Consider the following 23111-nt stretch of genomic DNA (forward strand, 5'->3'; position numbering starts at 1 on the left):
ACGGGCCGGCTCCTCCGGCTGGTCGAGGAGAGGTGGCATCCGGTGGTCGAGCCAGCTGGCGGTCCGGTCGAGACCGGACCGGGACGCGAGCGACCCCGCGCCGCGGACGGAGGTTCGCCGGAGGGGCAGACGTCGGTGCTGTTCGGCCGCGGGCTGCTCTACGTCGCCGTGTGGTCGCTCCAGCTGCTCAGCTCGCTGCTCGTCTCCCCGGTGCTGGCCCACCTGCTCCCCGCGGTCGAGTTCGGTCAGCTCGCCTCGGCCATCGCGCTGCACCAGGTGCTCGTCGTGCTGGCCGTGGTCGGGCTGGACCAGGCACTCGTGCTGCTCCGCGCAGAACTGGGCAGCGACCGGCCGGCTCGGGCGCTGATCGCCCTCGGCCTCGCGCTGGCCGTCACCCTCACCCTCGTCGCCGCGGCGACGGCGCCGCTGTGGAGTGCGCAGCTCGGCTTCACCGGGAACACCCGGATCCTGGTGGTGACGATCGCCTGGACGCCGCCCGCCGCCGCGCTCCAGCTCATCGGCGTCCTGCTGCTCGCGCAGGACCGGCTGCGGGCGTTCAGCGTGCTCAGCGTGCTCACCGGCGTCGGTGGCCAGGTGGTGGGGCTGGCCATCCTGCTCGGCTCCGGGTCCCGGCTCGCCGGCGTCTACGCCACGGGCAACCTGGTCACCCTGGTGCTCACCCTCGGCGTGGGGCTGGCGCTGGTACGGCCGCGGTGGGGCGGCGCGGCCGATCGGCCGCTGGCCAGGCGGGCACTCGCACTGGGCCTCCCGCTCATGGTCAGCGCCCTGGCCATCTACGTGCTCAACGCCGGCGACCGGCTGGTCATCCAGCGCATCCTCGGGCCGGCGGACACCGGCCGCTACCAGATCGCCTACACGATCGGGAACCTGGCGGTGATGCTCCTGTCGGTCACCAGCGGCGCCTGGGCGCCCCGCATCGCCGCGATCCGGGACGAACGGGCCCGGTGGGCGGTGATCGCGGCCGCGCGGGACGGGCTCATGCGGCTGATGGCACCGATCGTGCTGGGCATCACCCTGGCCTCCCCGCTGCTGCTGACGATCGTCGCGCCGCCGTCGTATGCACCGCAGGCCCTGCTCCCGGTGGTCTTCCTCGTGGCGGCCGCCGGCTTCCCGGTGCTGGCCGGCATGGCGACCGGGCGCGCGCTCATCACCCTGGGTCGCACCCGGGCGGTGGCGGTCGCGGCGATCGTGGCCGCGGTGGTCAACGTGGTGCTCAACCTCGTGCTGGTGCCCCACTGGGAGCTGGTGGGCGCGGCGGCGGCCACGGTCGCGGCGTTCGCCGTCCAGGCCGGGGTGCAGCGCGTGGCCCTCGCCGGGCGGGCGGAGCTGCCGCGGATGCGGGCCCTCGCCTGGCTGCCGGCCGCCCTGGCCACCGCGGTCGCCGTGGGCTCGATGGAGCTCCCGCAGACCCTGTCGTGGGACCTCGCCCGGGTGGCGGTCGGTGTCTGCTGCCTGCCCTGGCTGCTGTGGGAGCTGAACCGGCTGCGGCGTGCCGGGGCCGGGCCGGTGTCCGCGGGTGACCCCGTCGTCGGCGCCGAGGCCGGCTGAGGTCTCCGCGGACGCCGGCCCGACCCGGCCGGGGAGGTCAGCCGGCGCTGACGGACCGGCGCGGTCCGCGCGCACCGGCAGCGCTCCCGAGGGACCGTTCCAGCGCCTCGACGTAGCCGTCGAAGCCGAACCGCCGCTCGGCCTCGGCGCCGCACAGCGCACCGAGGCCCGGCTCTGCCGTGCGCCAGTGCACCAGACCCTCCAGCGCACCGGCGAGAGCGGCCGCGTCCCCGGCCGGCAGCAGGAAGCGGGCCAGCGGTCCGGTCAGGATCTCCCCGACCGCGCCCAGGTCCGAGGCGAGCACCGGCCGGTGGGTCATGAGGGCCTCGAGCGCCACCCGCCCGAAGGCCTCCTCCAGCAGCGTCGGGAAGACCACGACGTCCGCGGCGTGCAGCAGCGGGACGACGTCGCCCTGGTTGGGCAGCACGGTCACCGTGCCCGTGGCGACCGCGGCATCGAGCTGGGGGGCCCAGCGTTCCTCGCCGGGGGGGACGTCGCCGGCCAGGAGCAGGTGCGCCTCCCCGGCCCGCGGGGCCAGCTGCTCCCAGGCGTCCAGGGTGACGGTGAGCCCCTTGGCCTCCTCCAGCCGCCCGTAGTAGAGGACGGTGGGCACGTCGGGGAGCCCCAGCGCGTCCCGGGCGGCGCGCTGCTCGCCGGCCCCGCCAGGCGGATAGGTGTCGGCCGGCACGGCGTTGTGCACCACGTCGACCAGTTCCGGGCGCAGGCCGTTGGCCACCCAGCGACGGCGCATGAACTCCGAGACGGCGATGAACCGGGTGACCCCCCGGTGCAGGTACGGAAGCGCCCGGCCGTAGTTGGGCACGTGGTGCAGGTGGACGACCAGGGGCGTGCGGGACACCCGGGCCACGGTCTGTCCCCAGAAGATCTGCTCGGGCCGCTGCAGCCAGATGACGTCGGGGCGCAGCTCGCGCGACAGGCGGGCGGCCGGCAGGAAGCGGGGGATCGCCCTGGGCGCGCCGCGGAGGGAGGTGCCGAACGGGAACGGTCCGTGCAGCACGGCACCGGCGGCCTCGAACTCCGCACCCAGCTGCGGCCCGGCACCGCCGAGGAGCGGCGCACCGTGGAGCAGGTGCACCTCGTGCCCGCGGGCGAGCAGCGCCTTGGTGGCCTCGAGGGTGTTCACCTCCAGCCCACCGAGCCGCTCCAGGCTGAGCGCATGGGTCAAGATCCTCATCGACGGTCCTCCTGGGATCTCCGCGGGCTGGGCTCCCGGTGTCCGGCGTCCGATCATCCGCACCACGGCCGGTCCTGTCTGCGCCGGACACACCGAAAGGGTGAGAGCCGCTGCGCACCGCCTGGCCGGGGCACAGCCCGGCGGTACCTTCGCCCGGTGATCACCCAGCCCGGCACGACGTCGTCAGGTGCGGTCCGGGTCGTGCTCGTGGACGTCGGAGACCCGCTCCCCGTGCTCGACGCCCGGCGTCCCGATGGCAGCTCCTGGGCCGGGGTCTGGCTGGTCGTCCGGGTGGCGGGTGAGCCGGTCGCGGTCGTGGAACGGGCCTTCGACGAGCACGGCGTGTTGAGCGCCGCCGATGTGGAGCGGGCAGTCAGCACGGCAGTGCGCGACGCCCGGCCGCGCAGCATGCCGCCGCTCCCGGACGCCGCATTGCCCCCCGCCACCGTCGTGGTGGCCTCCGACCTCGCGCGCCCGGATCAGCTGCGCCGATGCCTGACCGCGCTGACCCGGCTGGACTACCCCGACTTCGAGGTGGTCGTCGTCGACAACCACCGGGGTGCCGAGCGCGACGGACTCCTCGACGAGGTCCTGGTCGGCCTGGACGGCGTGCGGGCGGTGCGGGAGGCGGTGCCCGGCACCTCCGCCGCGCGCAACGCCGGCGCACGGGCCGCGCGGGGTGAGGTCGTCGCCTTCACCGACGACGACGTGCGCGTCGACCCCGGCTGGCTGCGGGCGATCGGCACCCGCTTCACGCTGCGACCGGAGGAGGGGCTGGTCACCGGGCTGATCCTGCCGGCGGACCTGGAGACCGACGCCCAGCTGTGGTTCGAGCGCCACTACGGCGGTTTCGGCGGGCAGCGCGTCTTCGCGCCGATGAGCTACCGAGGCGCGGGGCGGCGCTGCTCGCCCGTGCGGCGGTCGCAGGTCGCCGCCGTCGACTGGACGGGAGCGGAGCAGCGCCGGTTCGCCGTCTACGGCGCCGGTGTCTGCGGCGCCGGCGCGAACATGGCCTTCCGCGCCTCGGTGCTGCGGGACATCGGCGGCTTCGACCCGTCCCTCGGACCGGGCACACCGGCCCGAGGGGGAGAGGACCTGGCCCTGTTCATCACGCACCTGTGGCGGGGCGGGGCCATCGGCTACGAACCGGCGGCGATGGTCTTCCACTCGCACCGGGCCGACTACGACGGCCTGCGTCGGCAGCTGTTCGACTACGGGCGCGGGTTCACCGCCCTGCTCACCGCCCTGCTGCTCGCCGACCCCTTGCACCTGGTCGGGATCGCCTCGCGTCTGCCGGCCTACGTCCGGCAGGCCCGGTCGGCCGGAGGCCACGGGGGGAGCGAGGCTGCGCCGGTCGAGCCCGCCGACCGGCTCGGGTCCCCGGTTCCCGGGGAGCTCGCCACCCTGGAGAGCCGCGGCGCCCTCCGGGGGCCGGCTGCCTACCTGCACAGCCGGGTGACCGAACGTCGTCGCCGGCGGCTGGCCACCCGCTCCTGAGCGGCTGACCGGGCCGCGCGTCACCCGGCCGGGTGGTCGGCGTCCTCGGGCGGGGGAACCCCCGTTGCTCCCCGTGTCCACCTGGCTGATGGTCCGGGACGGCGGGCTCAGCGGCCCACCGGATGACGGCCCACCACCCTCCGGGGGGTCAGGGCACTGGACGCGGGGAGGCAGAGGATGAGCGGGCAGGTGGTGGTCGAACCGGGGAGTGCTCGACGCGAACCGCGGGTGGCCTACTTCGTCTCCTCCTACCGGGAGGAGGCGCAGCTGCGCCGGCTGCTGCACACCCTGCGTGCCGCCCAGCCCGACGCGCCGCTGCTGGTCTTCCACAACGTGTTCGCCTCCGACATCGACCCGGCGGTCGTCGCCGAGGTCGGGGGGCACCTGTTCACCAGCACGGAGCCGATCGTCTGGGGCGACATGTCGCTGGACCGTGCCCGGTTGCAGGTGCTGCGGTGGGCCGCGGAGCACGTCGACTTCGATTGGCTCGTGCTGCTGTCGGAGCAGGACTACCCGATCGCGCCGCTGGACGCGCTGGGCCGGCGATTGGCCGGTAGTGGTGCCGACGTGGTGCTGGACGCCCAGCCGGTCGACGAGATCGCCGACCCGGGTCTGCGGCGCGAGTGCGACCTGCGGTACCGGTACCAGCGGGTCGCGCTGCCGGCTGTCCCCTTCGACGGCATGCTGCGCGGCTCGGCCCGTGACGCGCTGGCGCTCGCCCGGCGGGGCGCCTACCGGGCCCTGGAGCTGGCGCAGCGGCAGGCTCACGTCTACCAGTTCCCGCCCGGGATGGAGCTGCCCTCCAAGCTGGGGCTGCGCACCGGTGGCCCACGCGGCGTGCCGGAGGACTGGCGGCTGTGGTTCGGCTCGGCCTGGTACGCCATCTCCCACGGGGGCACGCAGCGGCTGCTGGAGCTGGTGGACGAACACCCGGAGGTGGTGCGCCACTTCGAGCGGACGGTGATCCCTTCGGAGGCGATGGTGCACTCGTTGCTCGCCAACGCCCCCGACGTCCGGGTCGAGCGTGACTCGCTGCACCACATCCGCTGGACCGACGACGGGTCCGGCCGCCCCGACGTCTTCACCGAGGCCGACCTGCCCGAGCTGCTGGCCTCGGGCCGGTTTTTCGCCCGCAAGTTCGACCTGGCGCAGGGAACGGTGCTCGACCAGCTCGATCGGCTCGTCCTGGGCACCCCGGCAGGCGTCCGCCCGACCGTGGCGGCCTGACGGTCTGCGCCGCTCGGGGCAGAGCCGCCGGCTCACCGTACGGGTGAAGCCTGTGGCCCGACCGTGGGAGGGGCGTGCCCGCGCTGTGTCGTCGCGCGCGGGATCCCGGCAGGATCCGGGAGTTGGCAGGCTCATACTGCCCGACGCCGGATCAGGCGCGAGCAGCGGACATGACGGAGAGTGACATGACGACGTCCTTCGGGCCCAGCACGGACCTGTCCGGGTCGGCCGTGGACCCCGTGGTCGTCACTCCCGGGCTGCCACCGCTGGAGGTGCCCGGTCCGCACGGGCGGGTGCTGGACCGGTTGCTGGAGGTGGCTGGGTTCCTGCCGGACCACGTGGCCCTGGACTCCGCCGACGGTCTGCTGACCTTCGCGCAACTGGAGCGGAGCGTCCGGTCGCTGGCCGGTGAGGTCGCCGCGCTCGGCGCCCCGGCCGGCCAGCCGGTCGGCATCTACGCGGAGCAGGGCACCCGGGCCACGGTGGCGCTGCTGGCCGTGATGGCCGCCGGGCACCCCGCCGTCTTCCTCGACGTGCTGCTCCCCGAGGCGCGGGTCGCGACCATCGCCGGCATCGCGGGCCTGACGGTGGTGCTCGCCGACGAGCCGCGGCTGGCCGCCGCGTCCCACCTGCCCGACATCAGGGTGGCCCGCGGGCTGACCCCCGAGCCGTCCGCCGAGGTGCCCGCGGTGCGGCCCGGCGCGTCGCCCGACGACCCGGCCACGCTGATCTTCACCTCGGGGACGACCGGCCTGCCGAAGGGTGTCGTGTACTCCCACCGCGCGGTGCTCAACGGCGCCGCCAACGGGCGGACGACCCTGCGGCTCACCCCAGCGGACCGGGTGGCCCTCGTGATGCCGGAGATCTTCGCGGCCGGCCAGATGCTCGTCTTCAGCGGCCTGCTCAACGGCGCCACCGTGTGCGTCCGCGACCCCCGGATCCACGGCCTGGCGGACTTCACCGACTGGATGCGGAGCGCCCGGATCAGCGTGGTGGTGTGCACCCCGTCGTTGCTGCGCGCGCTGGACACCGCCCTGCCCGACGGCGAGGTGCTCCCGGACCTGCGGCTGATCGGCACGTGCGGGGAGAAGGCCCACGGCCGGGACGTCGAGTCGTTCCGCGACCACCTGCGCCCGGACGCCTCCTACCTGAACTGGATGGGCACCTCGGAGACCGAGGCGATCTCCGCCTACGAGATCCGGATGGGGGATCCCGTGCCCGCCGGCATCATCCCGGCCGGGTGGGCGGTGCGTCACCGGCAGCTCGACGTGCTCGACGACGGGGGTGCCCCGGTCGCCCCGGGCGAGGTCGGGGTGCTGGCGGTGACCTCCGCGTACCTGACCTCTGGGTACTGGGGGGCGCCGGAGGTGACCGCGGCCAAGTACGCCCGACTGCCGGACGGCCGCACCCGCTACAGCACCGGCGACAAGGCCAGGGTCGACGAGCGGGGAGTGCTGCACGTGCTCGGCCGGGCAGACGACTCGGTGAAGATCCGTGGCTACCTGGTCGAGCCGGGTGAGGTGGAGGCGGCGCTGCTGGCGCTGCCGCAGGTCGAGGAGGCGGTGGTGCGGGCGGTGCCGGACGCCGCCGGCGTCGCGCGGCTGGTGGCGTGGGTGGTGCCGGGTGCGCAGGAGCGGACCGTGAGCCCGGCCGTGCTCCGCGCCGCGCTGGCCCGCTCGCTGCCGGACTGGATGGTGCCCCGGGACATCGTGCTGCTCGGCGTCCTGCCGCGCACCGAGCGGGGGAAGGTCGACCAGGCGGCGCTGCCGGGGGTGCCCGACCGGCCGGAGCCGGTGCCGCCGGCCACCGGCACCGAGCGCGCGCTCGAGCGGATCTGGGCGTCGGTGCTGCACCTGGAGCGGGTCGGCCGGGACGAGAGCTTCAGCGCGCTGGGCGGTGACTCGCTCGCGGTCGAGGAGATGCTCACCGAGGTGCAGCGCCGGCTCGGCGCGCGGCTGACCAGCGGCGACCTGACCGAGAACCCCAGCCTCGCGGAGCTGGCGACGCTGGTCGACGCCTCCTCCGGTGGGCGGGCCCCGCGGCGGGCGAGCGGCCTGGTGGTGCTGCGGGCGACGGGCACCCGGCCGCCGCTGTTCTGCCTGGCCGGCGCCGGTGGGCCGGCGGCCTCCTTCGAGCCCCTGGCCGCGGCGCTCGGCCCGGACCAGCCGGTCTACGGCCTGCAGGTGCACGGGCTGGAGAACCGGGGCATCCCGGACTGGACGGTCGGCCGGACGGCGCGCCGGTACGTGCGCCTGATCGAGCAGGTCGTGCCCGAGGGGCCGGTGCTGCTGGCCGGGCACTCGCTCGGCGGGCTGCTCGCGCTGGCCGTGGCGCAGCTGCTGCGGGCCCGCGGCCGGGAGGTGCTCGAGCTGTTCGTCCTCGACACCTACCTGCCCTCGTCGGCGCGCGGGGAGGGCGGGTCGCACCAGGTGGGCCCGTCGTTCGCGCCGCTGTCGGCCCGGGAGCTGTGGGCCACGCGGCTCCGGGTGCTGACCGCGGGCGTCGTGCGCCGCGCCCCGGAGCTGCAGCAGGAGGTGTTCCACCAGCACGGTGCGCGGATCGCCCGGTGGCACCGACCCAGCCCCTGGCCCGGCCGGGCGACGCTGGTCATGTCCACGGACAACGAGGACGACGTGAGCTGGTGGGAGCCGCTGCTGACGGGTGAGCGCGTGGTCGAGCGGGTGCGCGCCGACCACAACACGATGCTGCGCCGACCGTTCGTCGAGGCGCTGGCCGAGCTGGTCACCCGGGAGGTCGACGCCGTCCTGGCCCGCCGGCGGGCTCGCCTCGCGCACACAGCGTGAGATCCCGGGGGGCGCGCACGAACGGGTGCACGCGTCTGCGCGCCTGATCACCTGATCAGGTGGCGACCTCCCCGGGCACTCCCCTCGAACACTACCGTCAGTGACGGCCGACTGGCCATGGGGAGACAGAGGAGAACCTGTGAGCGTGTGGCCGAAGGCCGCTGAGGATCGGGCCGGGCGACCGGCCGTCCGCGGCACGGAGACCCTGGCGCGCTGGTCGGCCGGCGTGGGCGCGGCCACCGTCGTCGCACTGCTGGCGGCCCTCGGGCTGACCGCGCCGGCGGCCGCGGCCGCCGGGTGCAACGTCGGCATCGTGGCCCACCCCGACGACGACCTTTTCTTCCTGAACCCCGACGTGCTCGAGGACGTGCAGGCCGGCGACTGCGTGGCCACCGCGTACGTGACCTCCGGCGACGCGGGCCGGGGCGCCGACTACTCCCGATCGCGGGAGGACGGCGTACGCGCCGCCTACGCGACCATGGCCGGGGTCACGAACTCCTGGACGACCTCCACGGTGACCCTCGCCGGTCAGTCGGTGACCCGCACGGTGCTCGACGGGGCTCCGCAGGTGTCGCTGTACTTCCTGCGGCTGCCCGACGGGAACCTGGACGGCTCCGGGACGACCGCGTCGTCCTGGACCAGTCTGCAGCAGCTGTACGACGGCCGGATCGGCACGTTGCGGACCGTCGACAGTCCCCTCCAGAGCTACACCCGCGCCTCGCTGGTGCAGACGCTGGGCGCGCTGATGACCTCCCTGGGCACGACCTCGGTGCGCACCATGGACCACCTGGGCGACTACGGCGACGGCGACCACAGCGACCACCACACCGTCGCCCGGTTCACGGTCGAGGCCCGCGCCGCCGTCATCCCGGGTTCGTCCTTCACCGGGTACGCCGGCTATCCGGGTGCGAGCCTGCCGGCCAACGTCTCCGGCAGCGCGCTGGACGCGAAGACGGCTGCCTTCTGGGCGTACGCCCCCTTCGACGACGCGATGTGCCAGACCACCAGCGCCTGCGCCAGTCCGCGGCCCGAGAGCTCGTGGCTGGTGCGCCAGCACCTGGCCACCGAGCTGAACGGCGGCGCCGGCACCGGCACCAGCGGCAACATCGCCGGCAGCGCCCTCGTCTCCGCCTCCTCGCAGTCGGCCGCCGAGGGGGCGGTGGCGGCCAACGTCGTCGACGGTGTGATCGACGGTTTCCCCGGTGACGGAACCGCAGAGTGGTCCACACTGCGCGGCGGCGCCGGCAGCTGGGTGCAGCTGACCTGGCTGGAGCCGGTGCAGCTGGGCGCCGTGGTGCTGTACGACCGGCCCAACGCCAACGACCGGGTGACCGGGGGGACGCTGACCTTCTCCGATGGGAGCACGGTCGCGGTCCCCGCGTTGGACAACGCCGGGCTGCCGACCACGGTCACCTTCCCCGCGGTGGCCACGACCAGCGTCCGCCTGACCGTGACCAGCGTCAGCGGGACGACGGAGAACATCGGTCTCGCCGAGTTCGAGGCGTGGACCGCCGGTTCCACCCCCACCACCGGTACGCCGACCGACCCTGCTCCCGACCCGGCAGCGAACTCCGCCCGCGCGGCCACCGTCACCGCGTCGTCGGAGAACCCCGCCGACGGCCAGACCGCCCTGCGCGCGGTCGACGGCGTCGTCGACGGCTACCCCGGCAACTACACCGCCGAGTGGGCCACCCAGCAGGGCGGCGCCGGTAGCTGGCTGGAGCTCGCGTGGGAGGAGCCGGTGGACGTCGGGGAGGTCGTCCTGTACGACCGTCCGAACACCACCGACTGGATCACCGGCGGCACGCTCACGTTCTCCGACGGCTCGACCGTCGGCGTCCCCGCGCTGGACAACGGGGGCGCGGGGGTCACGGTGACCTTCCCGGCTCGGGCGACGACCAGCCTGCGGCTGACCATCACCGACGTCGGCCCCGACACCTGGAACGTCGGCCTCGCCGAGATCGAGACCCACCCCGGCGCCGGCACCGGATCCCCCACCGACCCGACCACGCCACCCACCCAGCCGGCCGACGTGTCGGGCGCCGCGACGGTCACCGCCTCGGCGGAGAACCCGGCCGACGGGCAGACCGCGGCGAAGGCGGTCGACGGTGTGGCTGACGGCTGGCCCGGCGACCACACCGCCGAGTGGGCGACCCCGGGTGGCGGCGTGGGCAGCTGGTTGCAGCTGACCTGGGCGAACGCGCAGACGCTGGACCACGTCGTGCTCCACGACCGGCCGAACACCAGCGACTGGATCACCGGCGGCACGCTGACCTTCTCCGACGGCTCGACCGTGGCCGTGCCGGAGCTCGACGACGAGGGCGGGGCGGTGACGGTGAGCTTCCCGGCCAGGTCGACGACCAGCTTGAGGCTGACGGTCACCGGCGTGGGTCCGGACACGAAGAACATCGGCCTGGCCGAGATCGAGGCGTGGACCGCAGCCGGGAACTCGACCACCCCGTCGACGCCGTCCACCCCGACGACGCCGGCCGTCGCGGCGAACGCGGCGGGCGCCGCCGCGGTCGGCGCCTCGTCGGAGAACCCGGGCGACGGGCAGACCGCGGCCAAGGCGGTCGACGGCGTCGTGGGTGGCTACCCGGGTGACCACACCGTCGAGTGGGCCACCGCGGGGGGCGGTGCCGGCAGCTGGCTGGAGCTCACCTGGGCCGAGCCGGTGACGCTGGACCGGGTGGTGCTCTTCGACCGGCCCAACGACTCGGACCGGGTGGTCAGTGGCACGCTGACCTTCGCCGACGGCTCCACGGTGCCGGTGGGCGAGCTGGACGACGCGGGCGCAGCGGAGGAGATCACCTTCTCCACCCGGTCGACGACGACCCTGCGGCTGACCATCACCGGGGTCAGCGCGGCGACCAAGAACGTCGGGCTGGCCGAGCTCCAGGCCTGGACGCCGGGCACCACCACGGCCACGGCTCCGACGACGAGCGCGCCGACGACGAGCACGGGGCCGACCACGAGTGCGCCGACGCCGACAACGAGTGCGGCTCCGACCACGAGCGCGCCGGTGACGGGTACGGCCACGGCGCCGAGCACGGCCCCGACGTCGGCGGCGCCGACCACGACCGCTGCGCCCACCACGTCGGCGCCACCGAGCACGACCGCGGCCCCGGCGACGCACGTGGCGACCACCTCGACGACGGCCCCCGCGCCGACCGGTACCGACCTGGTGCCCAGCGCGACGGTGAGCACGGGCAGCGCGGGCGCGACCATCGGGTCGTGGGTGCAGCTGAGGTGGGCCACGGGCGTGACGGTCGGCCGGCTGGTGCTGAGCGACACCGCGAGCCCGGCCTTCGGGGGCGTCACCGGCGTGACGCTGACCTTCTCCGACGGGTCGGTGGTGTCGGTGCCCTCGCTGGCGACCGGGACCGGTCAGCTGAGCGTCACCTTCCCGGCCCGGTCGACGACGTCGGTGACCATCACCGTCACCGCGGCATCCGGCGCGGCCGGGAACCTGGGCCAGGCCCGGCTGCAGGCCTACGCCGCCTGAGCCTGGTCAGCGGTCGTCGAGTGACTGCCGCTCCTGCGGGGCGCGGCTCAGGTACCGGCGGCTGACCCGCAGACTGGCGGGGTCCGAGTCGAGCCGCCAGTCCTCCTCCTTGTCCTCGTGGAAGAGCGCGACCTGGGTCAGCCGCGGGTAGTCGGGTGAGGTGTGGAGCTGCTCCAGCCACCGGGCCTTGCCCGGGCCGGCGGCGCAGCCGACCAGCACGGCCTTGCCGGGTGATGCTGCCATCAGCGTCTGCAGCGGATGACCTGGTCGCCACCCGCGCCGGCGACCACGCGATCACCAGCCGCCTGACCCACCGCTGTGGTCCGTCCGGTCAGGGCCCGGCGGCAGGAGCCGTGGCGGTGGCCGGCGGCTCGGGGGAGCCCCCCTCGTCGGGCGGGACCGAGGACTCGGTCGGCCCTGCTCCGGTTGGCTCGACCGGGCTGGCCGTCGGCGCGGGGCCGGTCGGCTCCGGCGTGGGGGTCGGCGCGGGGTCGGTCGGGCTGGGCGTCGGCGTCGGCTCCGGGGTGGGCGTCGGCTCCGGCGTGGGGGTCGGCGCGGGGCCGGTCGGCTCCGGCGTCGGCGTCGGTTCCGGCGTCGGCGTCGGTTCCGGGGTGGGCGTCGGTTCCGGGGTCGGCGTCGGTTCCGGGGTGGGCGTCGGCTCCGGCGTGGGGGTCGGTGCGGGCTCGGTCGGGCCGGGCGTCGGCGTGGAGTCGGCCGGGTCGGTCGGTTCCGGGGTGGGGGTCGGCGTCGGTGCCGTGGTCGGGGCGCCCTCGCCGGACGGGGTGTCACTCGTCCCCGGCTGGTCACCGGGCACGGCGGCGGGCGGCACCGTGCCCGACGGGCTGGTGGACGTCCCGGTCGAGGTGGTCGGCGGGATCCTCGTGCGGCGCGAGTCGGTGTCCGCGTCGGAGCCGGGCTCGGTGGCGCGCTCCGGTGCGCGACTGCCCGACTCGGTGGGCGCGTTGGCGGGGGGCGTCTCCCAGTCGGGCACGAGAATGGGGGTGGCCAGCCCGGAGACCGCGGCCCCCTCGTTGAGCCTCTCGAGAATGGCCGGCACCTGGTCCGGATGGGCGGCGAGCTCGGCGGCGATGGCGTCGCTGAACCCGAGGCTGCTGCTGGACCGGGCGAGGGCCGGCGCGAGCAGGATGGCCGAGAGCGCGGTGAGGGCGAGCAGGCGCTGCGGCGTGCGACCGCGCGTGCCCTGCTGCGGGGACCCTGCGCGGATGCGTGTCGGACGGAGCCGGAGGGCGCGTGACCTCGGCGACGTGGCTGTGCTGAGCGGCCGGACCGACCGCACCGGCTGGTGGAGCCGCCCCTGGACCGAGACGCTGGCGCGCCGACGGGCGGTCGCGGTCACGGACCCGTGAGCAGGGCGCTGCCGCAACGACCGGGGGAGGGACACCCGGACCGGCGTGGACACCTCCCACGTCCCCGTGGTCGAGCGACGGGGACGGGCGGGGGGCACCGCTCCATCGGGACGACCGGCCGGCGGGCGGGACGTGGGTGCGCGGCGCACCGCCCGGACCTGCGGCCCCCGGACGCGACCGGACGGCGTCGGGATCACTTCGTGCGCGGGGTCCGGACCCCCGTATTTCAGGACGGCGCAGATCACCGGGGCCGCGACCAGGCCGGCCACGGGCCACGCGATGAGCAGCCACCACCAGGCCACGGAGCTCCCTCGTTCCGGCCGCGCCGCCGCGTCCTCCACCAGCAAGACTGACGCGGCAGGGCGTCCCCGTCAATGGCAGGTCGGACGACCAGGTCCCCGGTGATCGGCGCCGGGCGGTGAGCGACGCAGGGTCGGCGGACGGAGCCGGAGCCGGAGCGGCCGGGCCGGGAACGCGAACTGCCCCGCGCCGCCGGGACTCGGCGACACGGGGCAGTGTCCGTGGGGGCGCGGCGACGATGCCGATCCTCGCGTCGCCGCGCCACTGCGGCGGGGGTTCAGCTCAGCGGCGGGTGCCGCTGTAGCGGATGACCTGGCCGCCGCCCACGCTGCGGGCGGCGGTGAGGCACAGGGTCGCGCGGCGGTGCACCTCGCAGGCGGGGGTCTCCGGGCTCAGCCCGGCGATGCCGGCGGCCGCGGTGAGGCCGGGGATGCCCTCGTTGGCGACGGCGTCGACCAGCCGGTGCGCGGCGATCTCGGCGTCGGGGGAGAGGCCGCCCAGCAGGAAGGCGAACTCGGCCGGGCCGGAGCGGGCCAGCCAGTCGTCGCCGCGGACGGAGCGGGAGAGCATCGCCGCGATCCGGTCGAGCTGGGGGCCGGGCATCGGCCAGCCGGTGTCCCGGCGCAGCAGCCCGATGAGGACCAGGGTGGCCGGGGCGCGGTCGGTGCTGACGGCGCGCTCGCTGATGCGGTCGAAGAGCGCCGCGCGGGGCGGCAGCAGGGTGATGGCGTCGGCCGCGTCGAGGCGTGAGCTCGCGGGCGCGACCGGGGTGAGGGCGATCGGCATACCGCTCTGGTCGTCGCCGGGGCGTGTGCGGTTGAGGGCCGCAACGGTCTGGCTCACCCCGCGGAGTGAGCCAGACCGCCGGATCCGTTTCCCCGGGAACCGCCGTCAGCGGCAGATCGGGACCGCCATGTCGGTGTTGTGCTTCGTGGGCCGGCCGGGGAAGTCGCCGTTCATGAACGAGTTGGCCGGTGACCAGCGGCCGGCCCACTCACCGGAGTCGATGAGGTACCAGTAGCCGTCGGGCTCGACGCTGGGGATGCTCGGCGCGTAGTGCCGGCAGCGCACCTGCACGGTGGTGTCCGGCGGGATGGGCTGCGCGTTGTCCTGCAGCTTCACCGGGTCGGCGAAGGTGTTGGCGCCCAGGCGGCCGGTGGTCTCCGGCCAGGCCGGGCCGTCGCCGCGGGTGGGCAGCGGCTCGTCGCGGAAGAGCAGGATGCCGCCGGTGGTCACCGCGATCACCAGGACGGCCACCAGGGGAGCGGCCCAGCGGAGCCACGGTCGGCGCGGCTTCCCGGTGGTGGGCTCGGTGCGCGCGCCGGCCGGCTGCGGCTCGGGCGTGGCTGCGACCGCGCCCACCGGGGCGGGCCCGCAGGACTCGATGAGGCGCGGTGCGCCAGCACCGGGGTATCCGGGGACGTGCTCGACCGCCCAGGCGTCGAGGTCGCGCACCGCGCCGGTGATCTTGTTGCGGGGGTAGCGGCCGGCGGTCCAGTTGTCGAGGGTGCGCACGCTGACCCGGTTGCCGGAGCGGCGGGCGAGCTGCTCCTTGCCGCCGGTGGCGCCGAGCAGCCAGTTCACCTGGACGACGAACGGGTCGGCGGGCGCACCGGACGACGTGTGGCGCGTTCCGGTGGCGGCGTCGCTCATGTCGGGTCCCCGTTCTCCGTGCTGGTGCGGAGGGGACGGTAACCCGGAACGGAACGGTGCCCGGGTCTTCTGCGGGCGCGTCGTTGACCTGCGTAGTTGCGTGCACCTGCGTGCGTTGCGCCAGTTTGCGGCCAGCTGTCCGGAGCTCCGGCTTCCGGTACGTCGGCGTTCCGGGTTTCCTCGACGTGCGGGGTTCGGCCGGGCACGGGGGCCGGCCGGACCCTGCCGGCGTCGGCGCCCCCTGTCCCCGGGTCGCCGGTGGCGCAGTGGGTGTGGCGTCAGCCGCCGAGCAGGTCGCCGACCGCACCGACGACCCCGCCCAGCAGGCTGCCGGTCGGCTGGGCCGGCTCCTGAGTGGGTGTGGGGCTCGGGGTGACCGGCGTTGGGTCGGCCAGCTCGACAGGCGGCGCGTCCGTGAGGACCGGGACCTCGGTCGGCGGCGTGACGACGGGCGAGGGGACGACGGGGGCCGGGTCGCTCGGCCGCGGGGTGGTGGGCTTGTTCGGGGTCGGCGGCACGGGCGTGGGGGTGACGACGGGCGCCTTCGGGGTGCTCGACGTGGGAGCGCTGGGCGCGGGCTGCCCGGTGCCGGCCGGCGCGGGGGTGCCCGGGTCGACCGCGGTGCCGGCGGGGACCGCGGCCTGGTCGGCGGCCGTGCCGGCGTCGGCCATCTCGGTGACGGTCTCGTCGGGGACGTCGCTGGTGGCGCCGACGGGCGTGGCGTCGGTCTCGGGGGCGGCCGGGCGGCTGTACGCGTCACCGATGCCTGACGCGCTGCCGGAGAGCTCGTTGCCGCGCTCGAGCTCGGCCAGGGTGGCGTCGGCGCGGTCGGGAACAGCCGCGACCTCAGCGGCGACGGCGTCGTGCAGGCCCAAGCCGGTGCCGGAGCGGGCGAGCACCGGGGCGAGCGCCATGACGACGAGGGCGCTGCAGGCCACCACCTGCTGGGTGAGGCGGCTGGCGGTGCGCTGGCGGGGCTTGGCCGCGGCCTTGGGGCGCCGCTGGCCGGCGGGGCGCTGCGCGGCGGGGCGGCCATGCCCGGCGGCGCGGGAGCGGCCGGCCTGCAGCGGCGGGGGCGGCGGCAGCTCGGTGGCGGCGTACCGGGGCGTGCGCGGGGTGACCAGCGGCGGGGGAGGAGGGAGGTCGGGGACGGCGTACCGGTGCCGGGGTACGGCCGGTGCGGCCTGCGGCTGGGCGGAGACGGCGCGGTGGCGACCGGTCTCGGTGAGCGTGGTGCCCGCGTCGATGCGGCGGTGGCGGCCCGTGGTCTCCGGGCCCTGTGCTGCGGCGTGCACCGTGCTGCTTCCCCCTGTTCCCGCCGGCTGTCAGCCAGCGATGAAGAAGATAGGGCGCGTAGTCACCCGTGCACAGACCGCTACCGCGTGTCACTTCACGACACGCCGTCTCCGGCCATTGCCGGTTCGAGGGTCGCCTGACCCAGCCTATTCGCACCCGAAGGGACATCCGTCCCGTGCGGCACCGATGACTAGGTGTCAGCGACGGAATCCCGGGTATCGGCCTCGGATGATCGTCGTTGTGGTCGCGTTGCTGTGGTTGCTCATCGCCACCGGGCTGTTGTTCGCCCTCGGATCGGCGGGTCGAGCTGGGCGACTGGAGGACGAGGCCCGCGGCTACGTCCACTCACGGTCTGGTCCGCTGGGCAGCGACCCGCGTGTGCCCGGGCTCAACGGACCGCACCGGGTCGCCTGACGGTGTTCGACGGGCGACGCCTTCGTTGGACGGTGTAGCCAGGGGTCGCCACTGAGGTCGAGCGCATCCGGAGGTGGTGCGCCAGGGCGCCTTATAGGGCTCCCCGTCGGCTGCGCGCGGGGCGCCCGGGCCGCTCAGCTCAGCTGACTGCCGCGAGCGGGGAGTCCACCTCGATGCGGGCCCTGCAGGCGGGGCAGGTCTCGGTGGTGCGCACCGCCGGATCCCAGGCGATGTTGAAGTGGTCCTTGAAGCGCCTCACTCGGCGGGACTCCACCAGGAGGACCCGCTCGGCACCACACAGGCCGCAGGCGTGGTTCACCAGCCCAACGATGACGCGAGTCCGACTCCTCATGTCCACCAGGTTCACCGTCGGTCACCGGTTCGACAAGCAGTCACCCCTCCGGCGTGTGGTCGTTCACCCGTTGGTGCGCCCGACCGGGTCGTGTCGTCGCCGGCGGTGATCAGTCGGCTCCGCGATGCAGCACACGGGCCTCGGGCGCCTCGGTGACCCCAGTAGTCACCGCAGCCACACTGGGTTCCCCGAGGTTCCGGTGGTCGATCACTAGGCTGCGGGCATGCGGGGACTGGGTCTGGAGCGGCCACCACGATGGGGGATCGCGCTGCTGATCGCCCTCGTGGTCGGCAACGTGGCACTTTTCTCCTTCCTGGCGCTGCGGTCCGAACCGGCGGATCCCTTGGCTGGCCGTCCGTCGCCGGCGGCCGACGAGGCCGTGCTCGCTGATGTCCCCCCTTCGGCCACCGAGGTGGTCCCGATCACACCGGAGGCCGAGCCGTCCACACCGCCGGTGCTCGCTGTCTACGGTGACGGCTACGCGACGGGGAACCAGCTCGGTGGCCAGGGTGCCGCTGGCTGGCCGGCGCTGGTGGCCCAGAGGGTGGGGGCGGAGCTGCGGCTCAACGCGGTTTCGCAGGCCGGGTACGCGGCCGAGGGCGTCACAGGCCAGAACTACCTGGACCTGGTGCAGGCCAGCCCGGTGCCCGATGCCGACGTCACGATCCTCTTCGGCAGCCGCAACGACGATGACGAGACGGCGGGCGAGGTGGCGCAGAATGCCGCCGCGGTGCTGGCCGCCGTCCGAGCGGCGGCCCCGGACACCACTGTCATCGTGATCGGGCCGGTCTGGAGCAATTCGACGCCGAGCGCGGGTGTGCTCGCCGCGAACGACGCGGTGGAGGAGGCGGCGGAGGCCGCCGGGGTGACCTACGTCGACGCGCTGGAGGGAGGCTGGTTCGCGACCGGCGAGGGCATCGCGTATGACGGGATCTCCCCGACCGACGCCGGGAACGACTACCTGGCGAGCGCCGTGCTCCCCTTCCTGCAGGAAGCTCTCGAGGCTGGGGCCCAGGGCGGCTGAAGGTCGGTGTCGGGCGTGGTGTCGTCCCTCCGTGCACCGTCTGGCCCCCGGGTCGGTGGCTCATCCGTCTCCGTGCGCGAACAGGTGGTCGATCGCCCCGGCGCCGGCACGTCACCACGCGATGCCGACATGTGCTCCCGCACTGCTGTTGGGAGACGATCCCGCGCTGTATCCTTCCGCCTTGAACAACCTGGTTCGCCACGGACGGCGCACTCACTCCGTTCGACCTCCTGAGAGCGAGGCCAGTTCGTGGAACTGAAGGACGTCCTGCAGGCCCTCCGTGCTGGTTGGTGGCTGCTGGTCGCCGGCCTGCTGGCCGGGCTGTGCGCGGCTGGGCTCGTGACGTGGCAGGCGACGCCGCTCTACCCGTCCTCGACCCAGCTCTTCGTGTCGACAACGGGTACTGACAGCACCTCCACGGCGTACCAGGGCAACCTGTTCTCCCAGCAGCGGGTCACGTCCTACGTCCAGTTGCTCACCGGCACCCAGCTCGCGGCTCGGGTGGTCGACCAGCTCGGTCTGGACGAGACCCCTGATGCCCTCGCCACGAGCATCAGCGCGACGACGATCCCGGACACCGTGCTGCTCGACGTCACGGTGACCCGTCCGTCCGCCACCGAGGCCCGGGACATCGCGGCGGCACTGGGGCAGCAGTTCACCAGCCTGGTCACCGAGCTCGAGACGCCAGACGGTGCGGCCAGTTCGACCGTGAAGGTGACCGTCACCGAGGCGCCGGAGGTGGCCCAGTCACCGGCGAGCCCGCAACCGCTGCGGAACCTGGCCCTCGGTGGTCTCGTCGGGCTGCTGCTCGGAGCCGCCGCCGCGGTGCTCCGTGAGCGGATGGACAACACCGTCAAGACCGCCGACGACGTTCAGGAGCTGACCGGGGTCGGACTGGTCGGTGCGCTGTTGGAGGATCCGAATCTCCACGAGCACCACGTGGTCACCGACGACGACGGCTACTCGGAGACGGCTGAGGCCTACCGGCAGATCCGTACCAACCTCCAGTTCCTGGGCGTCGACGAGCCGGCTCGCACGATCGTGGTCACCAGCTCCCTCCCCGGCGAGGGCAAGACGACGATCGCGGTGAACCTGGCCGTGGTGCTCGCCCAGTCGGGTGCCCGAGTGGCGCTGATCGAGGCCGACCTCCGCCGTCCCCGCGTCACCCGATACCTCGGGATGATCAGCGGCGCGGGCGTCTCCAACGTCCTGGCCGGCACGGCCAGCTACGACGAGCTGATCCAGCCCTACGGCAACGGCAACCTCACGGTGCTCGCAGCCGGCCCCATGCCGCCGAACCCGAGCGAGATGCTGGGATCCCAGCAGATGCGTGCCCTGCTCGACGAGGCTCGCCGGCACAACGACTTCGTCCTCATCGACGCCCCGCCGCTCCTCCCCGTCACCGATGGTGCGGTGCTCTCCGTGGCGGCCGATGGGGCGATCCTGGTGGCGCGGCACGGGGTGACCACGAGGGCCCAGCTCCACCAGGCGGCGACCAACCTGCACCGCATCGAGGCCAAGCTGCTGGGCGTCCTGCTCAACCGGATCCCACCCAAGGCTGCCGAGGGTTACGGGTACGGCTACAGCTACGCCTACGACGCCTCTCCCGACCCGGCCGACGGCGTCGCCGTGGAGCGCACGGCGAAGGGTCGCCGTCGACTCAGTGCCGACACCAGCCCGGTCCCGGTCGTTCGCGGCGGTTCCCGCCACTGACCGGACGGTCCCTGGGCGGACGGGCGGCCAGTGTGCCGTGTCGTGCCGCCGCCAGCGGTCGACGGAACTCGTGGGTCCGAAGTGACTGCTGCGTCCAGGGTGGCTGATCCCACTGCTGAACTGGGCGTTTCCTGAATTTCGGAACGGACTTGGTCTTCCCGGACAGCAGATCCGCCGGGTAGTTTCACGGCGCACCTCCTGTCATGGGTGCCGATGGTGCCGGCCACGGCTCGGCAGATGATCACGGGGGTTGGTGAATGGTGGTGCCCGCATGGCTTCCGCCGGAACGGGTGGGTCCCTCGGCCCTGCGGCGGGTGGATCCCGCTGAGGGTGAGGCCCTGACGGCGCCCGGTGCGGACCGCAACCGTTGGCGCAGCAGTTACGTCCGCTCCATCGCCCTGGGCGACTTCACGTGTGCCTTGATCGGTTGCGCGGCGGGCTTCTTCGTCCGCTTCGGTGACGGCTCTGGCGCACTGGCCTCCCGAGGCCCGGTGCAAGCTGCGGCAGTTGTCGTCCTGCTGCCGTTCGTCTGGGTGGCGGCCATGTTCGCCAACCGGTCCTACGAGGACAGGTTCCTCTGGATCGGCGCCGATGAGTTCCGCCGGGTCACCACCGCCGGGGTGTGGGTGCTCGCCGCCTTCGGCACGGGCAGCTGGGCCTTCAAGTGGGACATCGCGCGCGGTTTCGTCATCGTCGCGCTGCCCCTGGCCACGGTGCTGACCCTCATTGCGCGCTATGCGCGCCGGCAGATCCTCCACCGGCAGCGAGGCCGCGGGCTGCACATGCAGCGCACGTTGGTCGTCGGGCATCAGAGCGGTGTCGCTGCGCTGCACGAGCTGGTGGACGCCAGCGTCCACCACGGCCTCGACATGGTGGGTTGCTGCCTGCCGGCCGGCTCGTCCCGGCTGTCCCCGGACCCCGACGGGCTCCCGGTGCTCGGCGGGCTCGGCGACGTCCTGGAGGTCGTCCAGCGTAACGACATCGACGTCGTCGCCGTGCTCCCCAACCCCGAGCTCGAGGGTCCAGCTCTTCGACAGCTGGGCTGGGACCTCGAACGGACCAGTGCGGAGCTGCTCCTGGCGCCTGCGGTGACGGAGGTGGCCGGTCCGCGGGTGGCCATCCGGCCCGTGGCCGGCCTGCCGCTGCTGCACGTCGAGCGTCCGGAGCTCGGGGGTGCCCGGCGTGTCGCGAAGGACGCCTTCGATGTCGCCTCAGCCGCCGTGGGCCTCGTCCTGCTCCTGCCCTTCGTCCTGGCCATCGCCCTGGCGGTCAAGTGCACCTCCCCGGGTCCGGTGTTCTACCGGCAGCAGCGGGTCGGCCGCGATGGGCGGACCTTCACCATGCTGAAGTTCCGGTCGATGGTCGTCGACGCCGACCGTCGCCTGGCCGAGCTGGTCCAGCGCAGTGACGGCAACGAGGTGCTCTTCAAGATGCGCGAGGACCCCCGGGTGACCCGGGTCGGGCGCTTTCTGCGCCGCTACTCCCTCGACGAGATGCCTCAGTTGATCAACGTGCTGAGGGGGCAGATGTCGCTGGTGGGGCCGCGGCCACCGCTCCCGCACGAGACCGACCGTTACGGCTTCGACATGCACCGACGCTTCCTGGTCAAGCCGGGGATGACCGGCCTCTGGCAGATCAGCGGCAGGTCCGACCTGTCCTGGGACGACTCCGTGCGGATGGACGTCCGCTACGTCGAGAACTGGTCCTTCGGCATGGACCTGTTCATCCTCTGGAAGACCATCGGGGCGGTGCGCGGCGGCTCCGGGGCCTACTGAGCGCGCGAAGGCCCGGGCCGGTACGACCCGGGCCTTCGCGGTGGTTCGCGGCTCCGCGCCCTGCGCAGCTCAGGACTGGGCGAGCAGCTCGCCGGTCGGCGCCCAGCGTGCGGTGGCCCAGCTCTGCGCGAACAGCACGTCGGCGAGTGGGCGCAGCGTGGCGGCGATGTGTCCGGCCACGTCGGCGTGCACGGTCGAGGACTGCCCGATCGGGTCCTCCACGTCGTCCGCCTCATCGGTGCGGCGGTGGGCCCGCCCGGAGTTCAGGCGCACCGCCAGCTCCCGGGCACGTTCGGCGAGGGGCAGCTCGGCGATCCCAGTGACGTCCACCTGGTGCAACAGGTCCGCGGCCTCCGGCAGTGTGAAGGTCCGGCGCAGAGCCCGGGGGGCACCGGCGAGCACGAGACGACGGTGGCGACGGGTCATCGTCAGCACCAGATCGGCCCGGTCGGCCATCGGCGCGACGAGCGTGCGCGCGGTGAAGCCCGTGGGGTCACCCCCGAGATCGATCAGGGCACGCCCACTTCGCTTGTCCATCGGCTTGCCGTCGAGCCCCTCAAAGCCTGCGCTCCGGATGGCAATCCCTGCGGCGTTTCGGCCCAGAGACTGTTCAGCCCACACCGTCGCCAAGCGCTCAGCTAGCGGAGAACGGCAGATGTTGCCGGTGCAGACGAACAGGATGCGCATGTCGAGACCCTAAGTAGCCTGGTCATGGCGCGACGCGAGCCGCGCCTGTACTGCGGGGTGTCGGAGGTTCGAGTGACGGATGTGGCGGGTGCTGCCGACGGTCACGTCCGCAGCTCCCCCGCCTTCCGGGTGCTCTTCGTCTGCACCGGCAACGTCTGCCGCTCCGCGCTGGCCGACCGGCTGGGTCGCGCCTATCTGGACGAGGTGCTCGGCGACCGGGCCGGCGAGATCCAGTTGACCAGCGCGGGGACCGCCGCCGTCGTCGGTAGTGCCATGCACCCCGACACGGCGCTGGTCCTCGCGGGGCTGGGTGGCAGTCCGGACGGGCACGTCGGGCGCCAGCTGACGGCTCAGGTCGTCCAGGGTGCCCATCTGGTGCTGACCATGACCCGGGCGCAGCGCGACGACGTGGTGTTCCTGGCGCCCCGGGCGCTCAACCGGACGTTCACCCTGCTGGAGGCCGCCGCCGTGCTCGAGGCGCTGGGGGAGGACCTCGACCTGCCCGGTGACGACCTGGCTGAGCGCGCCCGGGGGCTGGTCGCCCGGATGGCCGCTGCGCGGGGGCGGCGCCCGCTCCGCCGGGACGACGACGTGCCCGACCCCATCGGCCGCCCACTGGCCGTGCAGCAGCAGGTCGGTGAGCGCGTGGCCGATGCGATCCTGCAGGTGCTGGGACGGTTCGCTGTCCTGGCGGGAGGGCCCGCCGGCAGGACGGGACAGGGCGGGTGACCCG

Annotated in this window: 17 protein-coding genes; 11 read left to right on the top strand and 6 right to left on the bottom strand. The window is 74.2% G+C overall.

Features of this window, described 5'->3' with window-relative positions; genetic code table 11:
* Positions 1-42 precede the first annotated feature (42 nt).
* Positions 43-1569: a lipopolysaccharide biosynthesis protein gene (locus tag ACI79A_RS02330; RefSeq protein ID WP_457079505.1), complete on the top strand. Its 1527-nt coding sequence runs from the start codon at positions 43-45 to the stop codon at positions 1567-1569.
* A gap of 37 nt (positions 1570-1606) precedes the next feature.
* On the opposite strand, the gene ACI79A_RS02335 is transcribed toward ACI79A_RS02330, so the two are convergent.
* Complete coding sequence (locus ACI79A_RS02335; RefSeq protein ID WP_457079507.1) at positions 1607-2764, bottom strand: glycosyltransferase family 4 protein; 1158 nt, start codon at positions 2762-2764, stop codon at positions 1607-1609.
* A 156-nt stretch (positions 2765-2920) separates the two neighbouring features.
* On the opposite strand from ACI79A_RS02335, the gene ACI79A_RS02340 reads away from it, so the two are divergent.
* From ACI79A_RS02340 to ACI79A_RS02355, 4 genes are all read left to right on the top strand, one after another.
* Positions 2921-4261, top strand: coding sequence for a glycosyltransferase (locus ACI79A_RS02340; protein ID WP_457079509.1), 1341 nt, complete (start codon positions 2921-2923; stop codon positions 4259-4261).
* A gap of 177 nt (positions 4262-4438) precedes the next feature.
* Positions 4439-5488, top strand: coding sequence for a beta-1,6-N-acetylglucosaminyltransferase (locus tag ACI79A_RS02345; protein WP_457079511.1), 1050 nt, complete (start codon positions 4439-4441; stop codon positions 5486-5488).
* A gap of 170 nt (positions 5489-5658) precedes the next feature.
* The gene (locus tag ACI79A_RS02350; protein WP_457079513.1) at positions 5659-8292 is read left to right on the top strand and encodes an AMP-binding protein; all 2634 of its coding nucleotides are present in this window, start codon (positions 5659-5661) and stop codon (positions 8290-8292) included.
* A gap of 139 nt (positions 8293-8431) precedes the next feature.
* Positions 8432-11797: a DUF7402 domain-containing protein gene (locus ACI79A_RS02355; RefSeq protein ID WP_457079515.1), complete on the top strand. Its 3366-nt coding sequence runs from the start codon at positions 8432-8434 to the stop codon at positions 11795-11797.
* A 6-nt stretch (positions 11798-11803) separates the two neighbouring features.
* Here the strand turns inward: ACI79A_RS02355 and ACI79A_RS02360 are convergent, their stop codons facing one another.
* Positions 11804-12040, bottom strand: a complete 237-nt coding sequence (locus ACI79A_RS02360; protein ID WP_457079517.1) for a hypothetical protein — start codon at positions 12038-12040, stop codon at positions 11804-11806.
* Between the two features lie 116 nt (positions 12041-12156).
* Between ACI79A_RS02360 and ACI79A_RS02365 the strand changes: the two genes are divergently transcribed.
* A complete protein-coding gene (locus ACI79A_RS02365; protein WP_457079519.1) occupies positions 12157-13164 on the top strand; it encodes a hypothetical protein in 1008 nt (335 codons plus the stop codon).
* Between the two features lie 582 nt (positions 13165-13746).
* On the opposite strand, the gene ACI79A_RS02370 is transcribed toward ACI79A_RS02365, so the two are convergent.
* From ACI79A_RS02370 to ACI79A_RS02380, 3 genes are all read right to left on the bottom strand, one after another.
* Positions 13747-14307 carry a hypothetical protein gene (locus ACI79A_RS02370; protein ID WP_457079521.1) on the bottom strand — a complete coding sequence of 187 codons (561 nt, stop codon included), beginning with the start codon at positions 14305-14307 and terminating at the stop codon, positions 13747-13749.
* Positions 14308-14355: 48 nt separating this feature from the next.
* Positions 14356-15117 carry a hypothetical protein gene (locus tag ACI79A_RS02375; protein ID WP_457079523.1) on the bottom strand — a complete coding sequence of 254 codons (762 nt, stop codon included), beginning with the start codon at positions 15115-15117 and terminating at the stop codon, positions 14356-14358.
* A 278-nt stretch (positions 15118-15395) separates the two neighbouring features.
* Positions 15396-16412, bottom strand: a complete 1017-nt coding sequence (locus tag ACI79A_RS02380) for a hypothetical protein (RefSeq protein ID WP_457079525.1) — start codon at positions 16410-16412, stop codon at positions 15396-15398.
* 229 nt (positions 16413-16641) lie between these two features.
* Here ACI79A_RS02380 and ACI79A_RS02385 point away from each other — a divergent pair, with 229 nt between their 5' ends.
* The 4 genes from ACI79A_RS02385 to ACI79A_RS02400 all read left to right on the top strand — a co-directional run bounded on the left by ACI79A_RS02385 (position 16642) and on the right by ACI79A_RS02400 (position 21691).
* The gene (locus ACI79A_RS02385) at positions 16642-16827 is read left to right on the top strand and encodes a hypothetical protein (RefSeq protein WP_457079527.1); all 186 of its coding nucleotides are present in this window, start codon (positions 16642-16644) and stop codon (positions 16825-16827) included.
* 575 nt (positions 16828-17402) lie between these two features.
* On the top strand, positions 17403-18203 hold the full coding sequence (locus ACI79A_RS02390; RefSeq protein ID WP_457079529.1) for a GDSL-type esterase/lipase family protein: 801 nt from the start codon (positions 17403-17405) through the stop codon (positions 18201-18203).
* Positions 18204-18452: 249 nt separating this feature from the next.
* On the top strand, positions 18453-19916 hold the full coding sequence (locus tag ACI79A_RS02395; protein WP_457079531.1) for a polysaccharide biosynthesis tyrosine autokinase: 1464 nt from the start codon (positions 18453-18455) through the stop codon (positions 19914-19916).
* A 257-nt stretch (positions 19917-20173) separates the two neighbouring features.
* Positions 20174-21691, top strand: coding sequence for a sugar transferase (locus ACI79A_RS02400; protein ID WP_457079533.1), 1518 nt, complete (start codon positions 20174-20176; stop codon positions 21689-21691).
* 69 nt (positions 21692-21760) lie between these two features.
* Here ACI79A_RS02400 and ACI79A_RS02405 read toward each other — a convergent pair whose 3' ends face one another.
* Complete coding sequence (locus ACI79A_RS02405; protein ID WP_457079535.1) at positions 21761-22378, bottom strand: arsenate reductase/protein-tyrosine-phosphatase family protein; 618 nt, start codon at positions 22376-22378, stop codon at positions 21761-21763.
* 81 nt (positions 22379-22459) lie between these two features.
* Here ACI79A_RS02405 and ACI79A_RS02410 point away from each other — a divergent pair, with 81 nt between their 5' ends.
* Positions 22460-23107 carry an arsenate reductase/protein-tyrosine-phosphatase family protein gene (locus ACI79A_RS02410; protein ID WP_457079537.1) on the top strand — a complete coding sequence of 216 codons (648 nt, stop codon included), beginning with the start codon at positions 22460-22462 and terminating at the stop codon, positions 23105-23107.
* Positions 23108-23111: the final 4 nt, after the last annotated feature.

It is taken from the genome of Modestobacter sp. SYSU DS0657, assembly GCF_054050925.1.